This is a genomic window from Pseudomonas marginalis (genome assembly GCF_900105325.1).
Classification (GTDB): domain Bacteria; phylum Pseudomonadota; class Gammaproteobacteria; order Pseudomonadales; family Pseudomonadaceae; genus Aquipseudomonas; species Aquipseudomonas marginalis.
Map to the genome: position 1 here is coordinate 3177831 of NZ_FNSU01000003.1, position 14400 is coordinate 3192230.

General features: G+C 61.6%; 8 protein-coding genes. 2 read left to right on the top strand and 6 right to left on the bottom strand.

The window, feature by feature from the left end:
* Window positions 1-2: 2 nt before the first annotated feature.
* From ptsP to treP, 4 genes are all read right to left on the bottom strand, one after another.
* On the bottom strand, window positions 3-2516 hold the full coding sequence (gene ptsP / locus BLW22_RS23925) for a phosphoenolpyruvate--protein phosphotransferase (protein WP_074847576.1): 2514 nt from the start codon (window positions 2514-2516) through the stop codon (window positions 3-5).
* Window positions 2517-2577: 61 nt separating this feature from the next.
* On the bottom strand, window positions 2578-3798 hold the full coding sequence (locus tag BLW22_RS23930) for a maltoporin (protein ID WP_074847577.1): 1221 nt from the start codon (window positions 3796-3798) through the stop codon (window positions 2578-2580).
* A 164-nt stretch (window positions 3799-3962) separates the two neighbouring features.
* On the bottom strand, window positions 3963-5609 hold the full coding sequence (treC, locus tag BLW22_RS23935) for an alpha,alpha-phosphotrehalase (RefSeq protein ID WP_074847578.1): 1647 nt from the start codon (window positions 5607-5609) through the stop codon (window positions 3963-3965).
* A 56-nt stretch (window positions 5610-5665) separates the two neighbouring features.
* Window positions 5666-7108 (bottom strand): PTS system trehalose-specific EIIBC component, encoded by a 1443-nt coding sequence (gene treP, locus BLW22_RS23940; protein WP_074847579.1) that lies wholly within the window; start codon window positions 7106-7108, stop codon window positions 5666-5668.
* 238 nt (window positions 7109-7346) lie between these two features.
* On the opposite strand from treP, the gene treR reads away from it, so the two are divergent.
* Together treR and BLW22_RS23950 are read left to right on the top strand one after the other, a co-directional pair.
* Window positions 7347-8051, top strand: coding sequence for a trehalose operon repressor (gene treR / locus BLW22_RS23945; RefSeq protein ID WP_027605432.1), 705 nt, complete (start codon window positions 7347-7349; stop codon window positions 8049-8051).
* A gap of 65 nt (window positions 8052-8116) precedes the next feature.
* Window positions 8117-11176 (top strand): membrane-targeted effector domain-containing toxin, encoded by a 3060-nt coding sequence (locus BLW22_RS23950; RefSeq protein WP_074847580.1) that lies wholly within the window; start codon window positions 8117-8119, stop codon window positions 11174-11176.
* Between the two features lie 71 nt (window positions 11177-11247).
* Here BLW22_RS23950 and guaA read toward each other — a convergent pair whose 3' ends face one another.
* Window positions 11248-12825 carry a glutamine-hydrolyzing GMP synthase gene (gene guaA / locus BLW22_RS23955; protein ID WP_027605430.1) on the bottom strand — a complete coding sequence of 526 codons (1578 nt, stop codon included), beginning with the start codon at window positions 12823-12825 and terminating at the stop codon, window positions 11248-11250.
* 81 nt (window positions 12826-12906) lie between these two features.
* A complete protein-coding gene (gene guaB / locus BLW22_RS23960; protein ID WP_017478674.1) occupies window positions 12907-14376 on the bottom strand; it encodes an IMP dehydrogenase in 1470 nt (489 codons plus the stop codon).
* Between the last annotated feature and the right edge of the window lie 24 nt (window positions 14377-14400).

A 14400-nucleotide genomic window follows, 5' to 3' on the forward strand; every position in this document is an offset into this window, starting at 1 on the left:
GCTCAGTTCTCCAGCACAACGGTGGCTGTTTGATAGTCGCGCAGGGCCTCGCGCACTTGGGCGGCTTCTTCCAGGCCCAGCACCTGGCGGGCGATGCTCTGGCAGTCGACCAGGTCCAACTCGCGCACGGTGGCCTTGATGGTCGGGATCAACGGCACGCTGACCGACAACTCATCGACCCCCAACCCGATCAACAACGGCACGGCCAGCGCTTCCGACGCCAACGCGCCGCAGATGCCCACCCATTTGCCGTGGGCATGAGCGGCCTTGACGGTGGTGGCAATCAGGCGCAATACCGCCGGGTGAAAGCTGTCGGCCTGGCTGGCCAGCCGTGGATGGTCACGGTCCATGGCCAGGGTGTATTGGGTCAGGTCGTTGGTGCCGATGGAGAAAAAATCCACATGGGGCGCAAACACGTCGGCCATCAAGGCGGCGGACGGCACTTCGATCATGATGCCCAGCTTCGGCAGCTCGACAAGCCCCAGCGCCAGCGCCTCTTCTTCAAGGATCTTGCGCGCCAGGTGCAGCTCCGACAACAGGCTGACCATCGGTAACATGATATGCAGCCGCGTCAGGCCGGCACTGGCGAGGATGGCGCGCAACTGCTCGCGCAGTAGCTGTGGACGCTCCAGGCACAGGCGAATCCCGCGCAAACCCAGGAATGGGTTGGTCTCCGCTTCCATCGGCACGTAGGCCAACGGTTTGTCGCCGCCCACGTCCAGGGTGCGCACCACCAGGTTGCGTTCAGTACCCAGGGCACGGGCGATGGCGCTGTAAGTGGTGGCCTGTTCCTCGGGGCTCGGCGCGCGGTTACGGTCGAGGTAGAGGAATTCCGAGCGCAGCAGGCCCACGCCTTCACCCCCTAGGGTCAGGGATTGCTCCACCTCCTGAAGCGAAGCGACGTTGGCCGTGACCTCGACGTGATGACCATCGCGGGTGATGGCGGGCAACGCAGCCTGCGCCACATCGCGCTGATGCCGCTGCACCTGTTGTTGGCGAGCCACTTCCAAGCGTTCGATTTCAGCCAGGTTCGGCGCCAGATGCAGCTCGCCTTTATCGGCATCCAGCAGCACCTGCTTGCCATTCGCCAGCGCCAAGACCTGCTCCGGCACCCCGCAGATCGCCGGCAAGCCCAAGGCACGGGCGAGGATCGCCACATGGCTGGTCGCCCCGCCGCCGACGGTGACAAACCCCAGCACCTTTTGGGGATCGAGGCTGGCGGTTTGCGAAGGCGTCAGTTGCTCGGCGACCAGGATCGCGCGGTCGGGCAGGTCCCAGGCGCGGTCTTGAATTCCGAGGATCAGCTTCAGCACACGCTGGCCGACATCCGCGAGGTCCGCCGCACGTTCGGCCAACAGGGCATTGCCCAGGTTCTGGAACAGCTGGGCAGTGGCGACCGTGGCGCTGTTCCAGGCAAATGCGGCGCTCTTGCCTTCGGCCAGTAGGCCGTGGGCTTGTTCCAGCAGCGTCGGGTCTTCGAGCAATTCCTGATGGGCGCGGAAAATCTCCGCCTGGGCACTGCCTGCCGCCTGGGTTTGCAGGGCTTGCAGCGCTTCGGTTGCAGCCAGCAAGCCACGGTCCAAAGCGCCGCGCTCGAACGCCTCGCCAGCGCCCTGTTCAGTCACCTTCAGCTCGGGCTCAGCAATCTGGACCACCTGGCCAAACGCCGATCCCGGCGATGCGCAAACGCCTCGCAGCAGCGTCGCCGACGATACCGGCACGGGCGCTTCAAGCTGTGCAGCCGGCGCCGCAATGGCCTCGCCGCAGCCTTCAAGCAACAGCGCGACCAAAGCTTGGATCGCCGCCTCGGCATCGTCACCGGCCGCACTCACTTGCAAGGTATCGCCCTGCACGGTTTGCAGTGCCATGATCGCCACCAGCGACTTGGCGTTGGCACTCTGGGTTTGCTTGTGCAGGTAAATGCTCGCGTTAAAACCTTTCGCGGCTTGTGCAAACACGGCGGCCGGGCGCGCGTGTAAACCGTTGGCGTTGGGTAAGGTCAACGGCTTTGAGAAGCGTGCATCGCCCTCCTCCTCATCGGCCTCCTCTACCCGGTTGCCGGGCGCTACCTGCAACACCGGCTGGCCCCGTTCCACCAGGCCGCTTGCCAACGGCGTGAACGGCTCGCCGCTGACCACCAGCATCAAGGTCAGCAAACTGCGTGCGTGGAGTGCCACATAGTCGGCATCGAATTCGATCAAGGCTTGCCCGGCTTCTACCCGCTGGCCTTCCTCGACCAGGCGGGTGAAGCCCTTGCCGGCCAGGCTCACGGTGTCCAGGCCGATATGCATCAGCACCTGCACGCCGTTGTCGTCGGTGACGCTGACCGCATGCCCACTGTCCTGGATATTGCTGATCACCCCGGCCAGGGGGGCGCACAGGGTCTGCGAGGTGGGATCGATGCACAGGCCGTCGCCGATCATGCGGCTGGCGAACACCGGGTCAGGCACCTTGTCCAGTGCCAGCAGCACGCCGGACAAGGGCGCCAGCAGTTCCAGGGGTTGAGTTGCGGTCATGACGTCACCTGCTGTTTTGTTCTGTAAAGATCCTTGGGTGGATGCCTATCCCATGGATGACTTATTTCCACCAGTATTCAACCTGCACGCCAACGTTCGACCCATGCCGCGCGGTGCCATAGGCGCCGGTGTCGGACAACGCCGAGCCCGCCGCCAGTTCATTCGCTGCACGCTTGGCCGCTTCGTTCCAGGTCGCATAGGTGTAGTACAAACGCACTTCCGGCCGCGCCCAGAAATCCGGGCCGTTGGGCGACCAGGTCGGGGCAAAGGTAAATTTGCTCAGCTTGCGCGTGCCGCCGGTGGCATCGACCTGATCATGCCCAAGCTCGGTGACCAACTTGAATTGTTCGCTGATCGCATACGCAGGGCGCACGCCGATGGACATCCAGGTCTGGTCCTGGCTGCCGGGGCGAATATCCTTCTGGTACACCGCCTCGATCTGCCCACCAAAACGCGGGGTCACCTGCCAGTCGAAGAACTCCACGGCGCGATAACTTTTGCTGCTGTTATCCAGGAAGGTATTGCCGGTGTAGCCCAGGCCGGTGCCGGGGCCTTCGCCGTACTGCAAAGCGAATTTGTTCTTGCCGCCCAGGAAGTCTTTTTGCACATGCTGCGCGGTGAGCGCCCAGCCGCTGTGGGTGTCGCGCCCGCCGGCCTTTTCGATATGGCTCAAGCCCAGCTCCAGCTCGCCGCCGGGGTTGGTCTTGAAGCCCGCGACGTTGAAGTCGTGACGGGTGGCGTATTCCTTCTGGTACAGGTTGTCCTTGCGCGAAATGGCGTAGCTGTACTTGAGGTCGCCGATCAGCACGTCCTCGATTCCGCCGCCGGTGGCGCTCTGGTTCCAGTAGTAGAAGTCGGAAATATGGATGTCATTGCGTTTGTAGTAACGCCGACCGGCCCACAGCGAACCGCCATTGAGGGCAGGCAGGTTCGACCACTGCGCATACATCTGCGGCATGCGCGCCGAGCCGTTGTCTTCGCCCTGGAATTTAAGGGCGCGGTCGTATTGGTTGTACAGCGACGCCATGGCGTCGACGCTGAGCACCGAGCCATCGTCGAGGGTCAGCAGGTCCTGACGCAGTTCCAGTTCGGCGTACTGCTCGCATTCGTTGCCCAGTCGGTATTTGGTTTGCGCCCCCGGCAACTGGAAACATTGCTGCTTGCCACTGCCTGTCGACGTCCCCGCGCCGCTGCGCAAGTAACCGGCAAATTCCAGGGCCTGCGCGCCGAATGGCAGGCTCAGGCAGGATGCAACGAGGCCCAGCTTTATTGTTGTTTTCATGAATGCTCCTTCTATTTTTATTGTTTTATTACTGTCCTTGCACGACACGATTCCCTGTAGGAGCGAGCTTGCTCGCGAAGAACGCCAACGATTACGCAGCGATACTGGTTTAACGCGGCGCTCTCAGGTTTTTCGCGAGCAAGCTCGCTCCTACAGGGGGCGTATCAATCAATCAGGTGCAGCACGAACGATTCGTAGGGACGCAAGACGACCGTGGCCGAGCGTCGCGGGCAGTCGGGGTAGTTGCTGATCAGCAGGCGTTGCTCGGTCGCGGCGTCGATCACGTCGCCAGGCAGCTGGACCTCACAGGGCTGGCCGTAGAAGTTGTTCAGCACCAGCAGGCGCTCGCCGTGGCCTTCGCGCAGGTACGCCCAGACCTGCAAATGGTCTTGCAGCAGTTGGCGGTAAACCCCCTCTTGAATCAGCGGTTCGTGACGGCGCAGGGCGATCAGTGCGCGGTAGTGATGCAGCACGGAGTCGGGATCGTCGCGCTGGTGTTCAACGTTGATCTGCGCGGCATTCGCCGGGAGGCCGATCCAGGGCTCGCCGCTACTGAAACCCGCATTCGGCTGCGCGTTCCACTGCATCGGCGTACGGCCGTTGTCGCGGGACTTCTGCATGATCGCCGCCATGCTCGCCGCTTCGGATTCACCGGCATCGCGCTTGAGGCGGAAGATGTTCAGGGTCTCCACATCGCGGTACTGATCGATGCTGTCGAAGCCCGGATTGGTCATGCCCAGTTCTTCGCCCTGGTACACGAACGGCGTGCCCTGGAGGAAGTGCAGCGCGGTGGCGAGCATCTTGGCCGAGACCACGCGATGCTCACCGTCGTCACCAAACCGCGAGACCACCCGGGGTTGATCGTGGTTACACCAGAACAGCGCGTTCCAGCCGCCACCGGCCTGCATGCCCAGTTGCCAGTCGGAGAGGATCTGCTTGAGTTGCAGGAAGTCGAAGTCAGCCTTCACCCACTTCTGCAGGTTCGGGTAATCGACTTTCAGGTGATGAAAGTTGAAGGTCATCGACAGCTCTTTCGACTCTGGCCGCGAGTAGCGAATGCAATGCTCAAGGCTGGTGGACGACATCTCGCCGACGTTGATCAGGTCATGGCCTTCAAAGACTTCGCGGTGCATCTCCTGCAGGTATTCATGCACGTTCGGGCCGTCGGTGTAGAAGCGGCGGCCGTCGCTGTTGTCTTCGGGGAAGTCGGCGGGCTTGGAGATCAGGTTGATCACGTCCAGGCGGAAACCGCCCACGCCCTTGTCGCGCCAGAAGCGCATCAACTTGAACACCTCGGCACGCACCTGGGGGTTGTCCCAATTGAGGTCGGCCTGGGTGTGGTCGAACAGGTGCAGGAAGTACTGGCCGGTTTGCGCCTCGTATTCCCAGGCCGAACCGCCGAACTTGGACTCCCAGTTGTTCGGCTGGTCCCGCCAGATGTAGAAGTCGCGGTAGGGGTTGTCGAGGCTGCTGCGCGCCTGCTGGAACCACTCATGCTCGATGGAGGTGTGGTTGACCACAATGTCGAGCATCAGCTTGATGCCACACTTGGCCGCTTCGCTGATCAGCAGGTCGCAGTCGGCCATGGTCCCGTAGCTGGGGTCGATGGCGTAGTAGTCGCTGATGTCGTAGCCGTTGTCCCGTTGCGGCGAGCGCAGGAACGGGGTGATCCACAGGCAATCCACGCCCAGCCATTTGAGGTAGTCGAGTTTGTCCACGATGCCCAGCAGGTCACCGGTGGCGTTACCCGCGTGGCTGTGGAAGCTCTTGGGGTAGATCTGGTAGATCACCGAGTGTTGCCAGTCTTGCATGGTGGGTTCCTTCAGTAGAGTTTTGTGCTGGCCTCTCGGGCCTCGATGGCGATTGATCAGGCGACGCGATAACCCGGCCGAACAATCTTCATGCTCAACGCACAGGTCAGTACAAACGGCACGACCATCGCGATGACCATCCCGATCACAAACATCGCGATGGATTGCGGCACGATCGAGATAAACCCAGGTAAACCACCGACGCCGATGGCCGAGGCCTGCACCTTGTTCAGCGACAGGAAAATGCTGCCCAGCGCCGAGCCCACCAGGGCCGCGTAAAACGGAAACTTGAAGCGCAGGTTCACCCCGAACATCGCCGGTTCCGTGATGCCGAAGTACGCGGAAATCGCTGAGGTCGAGGCCATGCTTTTATCCCGCGCATTGCGGGTGGTGTAGAACACCGCGAGCGCGGCGCTGCCCTGGGCCAGGTTGGACATCACGATCATCGGCCAGATAAACGTGCCGCCCTGGGTGGAGATCAGTTGCAGGTCCACGGCGAGGAACATGTGGTGCATGCCGGTGATCACCAGCGGCGCGTACAGCAGCCCGAAAATCGCTCCGCCAACCATCGGCGCCAGGTCAAACAGGGTGACCACGCCTTCGGTGATCAGGATGCCGAGGTGACGGGTCACCGGGCCGATGATCGCCAACGCGAGCACGCCGGTGACGACGATGGTGGTGATTGGCACGACCAGCAATTGAATGGCGTTGGGCACACGAGCGCGCAGCCATTTCTCGATGACGCTCATGACATACGCCGCCATCAGGATCGGCAGGATCTGCCCCTGGTAGCCGACTTTCTCGATCTTGAACCAACCGAAAATATCGAAGTACGGCAGGCTCTGGCCGTCGAGCCCGGCGACCGCCTTGCCGTAGTTCCAGGCATTGAGCAGATCGGGATGCACCAGCATCAGGCCGAGCACGATGCCGAGGATTTCACTGCCGCCAAAGCGCTTGGCCGCCGACCAACCCACCAACGCCGGCAGGAACACGAACGAGGTGTTGGCCATCAGGTTGATCAGGCTCCACAGGCCATCCAGGTTCGGATACGCCTCCAGCAGCGTCTGGCCCTCGATGAACATGCCCTTGGCGCCCATCAGGTTGTTCACGCCCATCAGCAGGCCGGCGATGATCAACGCGGGCAGGATCGGCATGAACACATCGGAGAACACCCGTACCAGGCGCTGCATGGCGTTGGTCTTGTCGGCGCCCTTCTTCTTCACATCGGCGATGGTGGCGGCGGCGAGGCCGGTCTGTTCGCGCAGGGCGGCGTAGACCTTTTCCACTTCGCCGGGGCCGATCACCACCTGGAACAAACCGCCGGTGAAGAACGAGCCCTTGACCAGATCGACCTGGTTCAACGCGCTGTTGTTGACCAGGCTCGGATCCTTGAGCGCCAGGCGCAGGCGGGTCACGCAGTGGGCAGCTTGCTCAAGGTTGTCGCTGCCCCCGAGGTGCTCGAGGATCTCGCGGGCAATGTTGGAATAGTCGTGGCTCATGCTTGGTTTCCACTTTGATTTTTTTTATTGGGGGCAGTCATTGGCAGCACGCCGAAGGCAAAAGTACTCGTACAGACGAGTTAAAGCAACAACTCGTCTGTACGAGTTTGATTTTGTTTATTCCCTGCAGGACACCGCTGCGCTGCAAGCCGCAGAAATCCATGGGTCTAATGGACAAACTCCCGCTCTGCCTCTAAGGTTCCTGCCTTGAACGCCAACGCGGCACAGAGCCCTATCCATGAGCAAATACAACCAGATCTATACCGATCTGCTTGCCAGCATCACCACCGAACGCCTGCAACGCGGCACGCGCCTGCCCTCCGAAACCGAATTGATGGACAGCTACCAGGCCAGCCGAGGCACCGTGCGTCGCGCCATCGAGCAACTGCAGGAACGTGGTTTTGCGCAAAAGATCCACGGCAAGGGCACCTTCGTGCTCTCGCCCAACCCGATTGAGTTCCAACTCGGCGGCATCGTCAGCTTTCACGAAACCCACGCCGACCTGGGCGATGACGTACGCACCGAAGTGGTCGAATTCACCCAGCTCCCCCTGGAAGGCCCATTGTTGCAACACATCGAGGCCGAACCCGGCAGCCTCATCACACGCATCAAACGGGTACGGCGCATCGGCGGCAAACGGGTGATCCTCGACATCAACCACTTCGTCGCCGACCTGATCCCAGGCCTGGACCAGGCGATCGCCGAACAGTCGATCTACGCCTTCATCGAGCAGACCTTGCAACTGCAGATCAGCTACGCCCAGCGCACCATCGAAGCCCTGCCCCGCAGCAAGGACGACCAGACGCACCTGGACCTCGAAGGGCAAAGCCATGTGATCGTGGTGAGCAACCAGACGTTTTTGCAGGACGGGCGACAGTTCGAGTACACCGAGTCGCGGCATACGTTGGATAAGTTTTACTTCTCCGATATCGCCAGGCGCTAACTATCTACCCATCGCCCGTCTAAACGGCTTGGCATGCTCGGCTCTTCCCCCTAAAGGAGAGCAGCATGCCGCTTGCCGACACCTCCCCCGCCGCTCAGCAACAACTCAGGGCCCTGGCGCCCATCGTGCTGGATGCGTGCCCGAACATGCAGAGGATGGCCATCGAGGCCGCCCGCGAGATTCTCGCAAAACACGGTCTGGCGACCCTGGATCCCGATCACGTGCACTGGCACCGCTTCACCGGCGGTGTCGGTGACCCGGCGACGTTTACGGGCTGGAGCCACAACGAAAAACCCCAGGCGTCGATGACGCTGACGCAGCTGGTCATTCACCGCTTCGAGGTACATGACCAGGACAATGCCGACCTGCTCGACGGTGATGGTGGCTTTTATCGCGAGGGTGCCGAGGCGCGGTTATTCGATCAGCATAACGAAGTGCGGCTGTCCGCCAGCGCGGTGCTCAAGGACTTCTGGGCGATCAATTTCAGCGATCGCTACACCACGCGCATGGATGCATTCTGGAGCGCTCACTTCGATGATTTTCGCACCCTGGCCAAGGTCAGCTGCCTGGCCGAGGCCCTGCAAGCACGACAGGCCGGGGATCTCACCACGTCGCAGTTGCAGACGGTGATTCGGGCCCTGGCCAGCAATCTGTGCTGGCCCCCAACCCTGTCCAACCTGCAGGCCAAGGCCACTTCAGCCGGCGGGCTGCGTGTGGCGGCGCTGGATATCGGTGGACATACCGCCACGGATATCCTGCGCATCGTCGACGGCGATGGGCGGCAAATCCTTTATGTACCGGGCGAGTCACAGGCATTCCACTGTTTCGAGACCCCTGCCGACCTGCATTTCTGGCTGCTGAACCAGACCAGCCACCCGGATAACCGCGCCCGCTTCATGGCCCATTTCCCGCTGTCGGCGCAGATCCAGCAGGACGACACCGCTGCCGTGACGTGGAAACAGATGCTGCTCACCCCCGTGCTGATCTATCGCACCGCCCAGGCCCTGGCGGGTACCCTGCCGCCGGACTGGGTGGACAAGGGCCTGTCCCACCAACTCGACCAGTTGTTTGTCGACTGGGGCACCTGGGACCACCGCCTGATCAATCAAGCCGACCAGGCCATCGAGGACGATGCCTTTACCTGGCTGGCGCAATCGAGTCAGACGCGCATGCGCAATGACGCGGATTTTTCCCTGCGCAGCAATGGCGACCTGCGCAAGAAACTCTGGATCGGCTACCTGAACGCCTTTGGCAAAACCTTTGGCCCGATGGCCGTGGTCGGCTGGCCGGTGGCGTTGGTGGTCGTGGGGGCCAGTGCGGCAAATCTTGGCCTGAACATCGACCAGGCCATCAACGGCAAGACCCCGGCCGAACGCCACGCCGGGGAGCTGGGCGCGGTATTCAGTGCCATCGATACGCTGTTTAACCTGGCACTGTTGAAAGCCGACGGGGTCATGCCCGATATCGCCGAAGCGGCCGACACCCTCGCAGTGGAGCCCATTGAGTTGACGCCGCCCACAGCGCCCGCCAGCGCACCGCCGGTGCCTGAGCCTGCGGTACCTGCCACCTACCAGGCCAACCTGATACTGGAAGGAGAACACCTGGATACCGCCCCCGGAAAATTCCAGCAGGTCTATAGCCTGCGGACCTCCGACGGCATGCCTCAGCAAGCCATCCTGATGAACGATCAAGCCTATTACGTGCGCTACGAAGCCGACCCCAACGGTCGTGGGCATTGGGCGATTGTCGACCCGAACAACCCCCATGGCTTTTCCGGCGCGCTGCCGGTGCGCCTGAACGAACTCAACGAATGGGAACCTGTGCCCCACAGCAACGGCTTGAAAGGCGGCGGGGGAAACTCCAGCAAAAGCGCCCGGGGGCCGGCCCCCTCGCGGGTCCCGCCACCGCCACAAGCGATGACCACGCCACCCCACTCGCTGCGCAGGGTGACCAGCCCCTTCGATACCCCGCCATCCACCCGCCCGGAAGTGAAACGCTGGGCAATGGGCCTCACTGAAACCCATGTTCACAGCCGCTTCGGCCGTATTGACCGCTTCACCTACTACTTCGGCGAAACGCACCGCAAACTGCTGCAATCGGCGCAAGACTTCTACAAGGAACTGTCCTGGACCCGCCTGCCACCTCGTCCGGACATCCCCGCCTTTGAACCGACAACGGCCTTCGAAGAAGTCCTCGAACGCCTGCCCGAAGACCTACCGGGCTACGTCATCGGCGAAACCCTGGACCGTATCAGCAGCACCCGCCTGCTGATCAACAACATGCCGCTCTTCGCGCGCAAGGGCGTGAAAACCCTGTATATGCGGCGCCTGCTCAACGACTTCGCCCAGGATGATCTGAACCACTACTTCCAGACCGGCAAGATGCCGGAGGACCTGGAAAGCTACCTTGGCAAGCTGGGCACCGATCCATCCGGGCAGTTCAATGAACTGGAACTGGTCAAGACCGCCAGGGCCAATGGCATACGCGTGCAGGCTATCGATTGCGCAGCCCATTACAAATACCCCACCCCTATCGCCGATCTTTCAGAGCAGGTGATGAGCAATTACCTCGCCCACCTCCTTATCCAAGCCGACATAGCGCTGAACGGCGGCGGTAAATGGCTGGTACTGACCGGGGCCAGAAACATCAATACCTTTAATGGATTCGCCGGTCTCAGTGAACTGGAAGGAGGTATCGGGCTGCGTATAGAAGAGGTCTTTCCGGGGCAAGGCAACGAGGTGCGTATCGACCCCGGCATCGCCATTGATCGCGACAACGCCCCCAGTCATGAAAGCGTCGGCGACAGCTTCGACACCTTGAATGCCGACCTACGCGTACAAGTGGAAGCCCCACCGGTGCACAGGACGCTGGAGCAACAGCAGCGACTGCTGTTTCGCAAGGGCATGTACCTGATCGACAAAAACCAGGGCAACTACACCCTGCGGCACCACAGCAGAGACAGGGGCATCGTTGCGACCCCCATCAATCGACTGGCCGACGGCAGCTTTTACATCGACCGCCCGGCCTGGGCAGGCGTGCATGACATACGGTTCCCCACGCTGGAACAGCTGTCCAGCGCCCTTACCAATATGGGCATGAGCCTGCAAAGTCGGCTTCCTGCCTGACAGGCAATAAAAAACCTGGCCGAGGCCAGGTTTTTTACTCACTCAACGCAGGCCATTCAGGCTCGCCTTGCTTATTCCCACTCAATCGTCGCCGGCGGCTTGCTCGACACGTCATAAGTAACGCGCGAAATACCTTCGATCTCATTGATGATACGGCCGCTGACGGTTTCCAGCAGTTCGTACGGCAGGTGTGCCCAACGGGCGGTCATGAAGTCGATGGTTTCCACGGCACGCAGGGCCACGACCCAGGCGTAACGACGGCCATCGCCTACAACGCCTACGGACTTAACCGGCTGGAACACCACGAACGCCTGGCTGACCTTGTGGTACCAGTCGGCCTTGCGCAGTTCTTCGATGAAGATGTGGTCGGCACGGCGCAGCAGGTCGGCGTATTCCTTTTTCACTTCACCGAGGATGCGCACGCCCAGGCCCGGGCCGGGGAATGGGTGGCGGTAGACCATGTCGTACGGCAGGCCGAGTTCCAGGCCCAGACGGCGGACTTCGTCCTTGAACAGTTCGCGCAGCGGTTCTACCAGCTTGAGGTTCATTTCCTCAGGCAGGCCACCCACGTTGTGGTGGGACTTGATCACGTGGGCCTTGCCGCTCTTGGCACCGGCCGACTCGATCACGTCGGGGTAGATGGTGCCCTGGGCGAGGTACTTGATGTTGTCCAGCTTGTTGGACTGGGCATCGAATACGTCGATGAAAGTGCGGCCGATGATCTTGCGCTTCTTCTCCGGGTCGGATTCGCCGGCCAGGTTGTTCAAGAACTGCTCTTCGGCGTTGGCGCGGATCACCTTGACGCCCATGTTCTCGGCGAACATGGCCATTACCTGCTCGCCTTCATGCAGGCGCAGCAGGCCGTTGTCGACGAACACGCAGGTCAGTTGGTCGCCGATGGCCTTGTGCAGCAGCGCAGCGACCACGGAGGAGTCAACGCCGCCGGACAGACCGAGCAGCACGTTGTCGGTGCCGACCTGGGCGCGTACGTTGGCGATCGCGTCTTCAGCGATTTTCGACGGGGTCCACAGGGCTTCACACTCGCAGATGTCGAGGATGAAGCGCGACAGGATGCGCCCGCCTTGCTTGGTGTGGGTCACTTCCGGGTGGAACTGCACGCCGTAGTAACGACGCTCGTCGCTGAACATGCCGGCGATCGGGCAGCTCGGGGTGCTGGCCAGGATGTGGAAGTCTTCCGGCATCCTGGTGACCTTATCACCGTGGCTCATCCATACGTCGAGGCCGAACAGGCCATCGGCGTCGATGTGGTCTTCGATGCCGTCCAGCAGGCGGCTCTTGCCGACCACGTCGACACGGGCATAACCGAATTCACGCAGCTCGGAACCTTCAACCTTGCCGCCCAGTTGCTCGGCCATGGTCTGCATGCCGTAGCAGATACCAAAGACAGGAACGCCCAGGTCGAACACGGCTTGCGGGCAACGCGGGCTGTTGGCTTCGTGCACGGACTCGGGGCCACCGGCGAGGATGACGCCTTTCGGTGCGAATTCGCGAATCGCTTCGTCATCCATGTCGAACGGGTGCAGTTCGCAGTACACGCCGATTTCACGCACGCGGCGGGCGATCAGTTGGGTGTACTGGGAACCGAAGTCGAGGATCAGGATGCGGTGGGCGTGAATGTCGAGGGCCATGAAGTCAGTCTCGTCTAATGAATCAGAAACAACTCGGGGCTGAAAGAACAGCCCCGGTTACTTAACGTTTTGCTGGAAGCCTCAACCTACGCGGTAGTTAGGCGCTTCCTTGGTGATCTGCACGTCGTGGACATGGGACTCAGCCATGCCGGCGCCGGTGATCCGTACGAACTCTGGCTTGGTGCGCATTTCTTCGATGTCGGCGCTGCCGGTGTAGCCCATCGAGGAACGCAGGCCGCCCATCAGTTGATGGATGATGGCGCTCAGGGTGCCCTTGTACGGCACACGGCCTTCGATGCCTTCCGGCACGAGCTTCTCGGCGCCTGCCGAGGAGTCCTGGAAGTAACGGTCGGAAGAGCCTTGCGCCTGGGACATGGCGCCCAGCGAACCCATGCCGCGGTAAGCCTTGTAGGAACGGCCTTGGAACAGTTCGATCTCGCCCGGCGCTTCTTCGGTACCGGCGAACATCGAGCCCATCATTACGCAGGAAGCACCGGCAACGATGGCCTTGGACAGGTCACCGGAGAAACGGATGCCGCCGTCGGCGATCAACGGTACGCCAGTGCCTTCAAGGGCCGCGGCGACGTTGGCGATGGCGCTGATTTGCGGCACGCCCACACCGGCAACGATACGCGTGGTGCAGATCGAGCCAGGGCCGATACCGACCTTGACCGCATCGGCACCGGCTTCGGCCAGGGCCTTGGCGGCCGCGCCGGTGGCAATATTGCCGCCGATCACCTGCACCTCAGGGAAGTTCTGCTTGACCCAGCGAACGCGGTCGATCACGCCTTTGGAGTGACCGTGGGCAGTGTCGACCACTACCACGTCAACGCCGGCAGCCACCAGGGCCGCCACGCGGTCGCCAGTGTCTTTGCCGGTACCGACCGCAGCGCCGACGCGCAGACGACCTTGGTCATCCTTGCTGGCCAGCGGGTAAGCCTTGGCTTTTTCGATGTCATTGACGGTCATCATCCCTTTGAGGGCGAATTTGTCGTCGACGATCAGCACGCGCTCGATACGGTGCTTGTGCAGCAGTTCGCGCACGTCGTTCTTGTCGGCGCCTTCCTTGACAGTCACGAGGCGCTCTTTAGGCGTCATCACTTCGCGGACGGTGACTTCAAGACGGTTCTCGAAACGCACGTCACGGGAAGTGACGATGCCGACCAGGTCGCCATCGTGCAGTACCGGAACGCCGGAGATGTTGTGCAGGCGAGTCAGGTCGAACAGGTCACGCACGGTAGCGTCGGCTTCGATGGTGATCGGATCCTTCACCACACCGGCTTCGTAACGCTTGACCTTGCGCACTTCGGCAGCTTGCTGCTCGATGGTCATGTTCTTGTGGATGATGCCGATGCCGCCTTCCTGAGCCATGGCGATTGCCAAACGGGCTTCGGTGACGGTGTCCATGGCAGCGGAAACCAGGGGAATATTCAGCTCGATGCCACGGGTTAGGCGGGTCTTGAGACTGACTTCGTTAGGAAGCACCTCGGAATAACCGGGCACTAGGAGAATGTCGTCGAATGTCAGAGCTTCTTGGCTGATACGCAGCATCGCGGGGGCTCCCGAGCGGGAAAA

Excerpts from the sequence above, each read along its gene's own strand:
- ptsP (WP_074847576.1), bottom strand. The coding sequence starts at position 2,516 with ATGACCGCAACTCAACCCCTGGAACTGCTGGCGCCCTTGTCCGGCGTG.
- treC (WP_074847578.1), bottom strand. The coding sequence starts at position 5,609 with ATGCAAGACTGGCAACACTCGGTGATCTACCAGATCTACCCCAAGAGC.
- BLW22_RS23950 (WP_074847580.1), top strand. The coding sequence starts at position 8,117 with ATGCCGCTTGCCGACACCTCCCCCGCCGCTCAGCAACAACTCAGGGCC.
- guaB (WP_017478674.1), bottom strand. The coding sequence starts at position 14,376 with ATGCTGCGTATCAGCCAAGAAGCTCTGACATTCGACGACATTCTCCTA.
- guaA (WP_027605430.1), bottom strand. The coding sequence starts at position 12,825 with ATGGCCCTCGACATTCACGCCCACCGCATCCTGATCCTCGACTTCGGT.
- treP (WP_074847579.1), bottom strand. The coding sequence starts at position 7,108 with ATGAGCCACGACTATTCCAACATTGCCCGCGAGATCCTCGAGCACCTC.
- BLW22_RS23930 (WP_074847577.1), bottom strand. The coding sequence starts at position 3,798 with ATGAAAACAACAATAAAGCTGGGCCTCGTTGCATCCTGCCTGAGCCTG.
- treR (WP_027605432.1), top strand. The coding sequence starts at position 7,347 with ATGAGCAAATACAACCAGATCTATACCGATCTGCTTGCCAGCATCACC.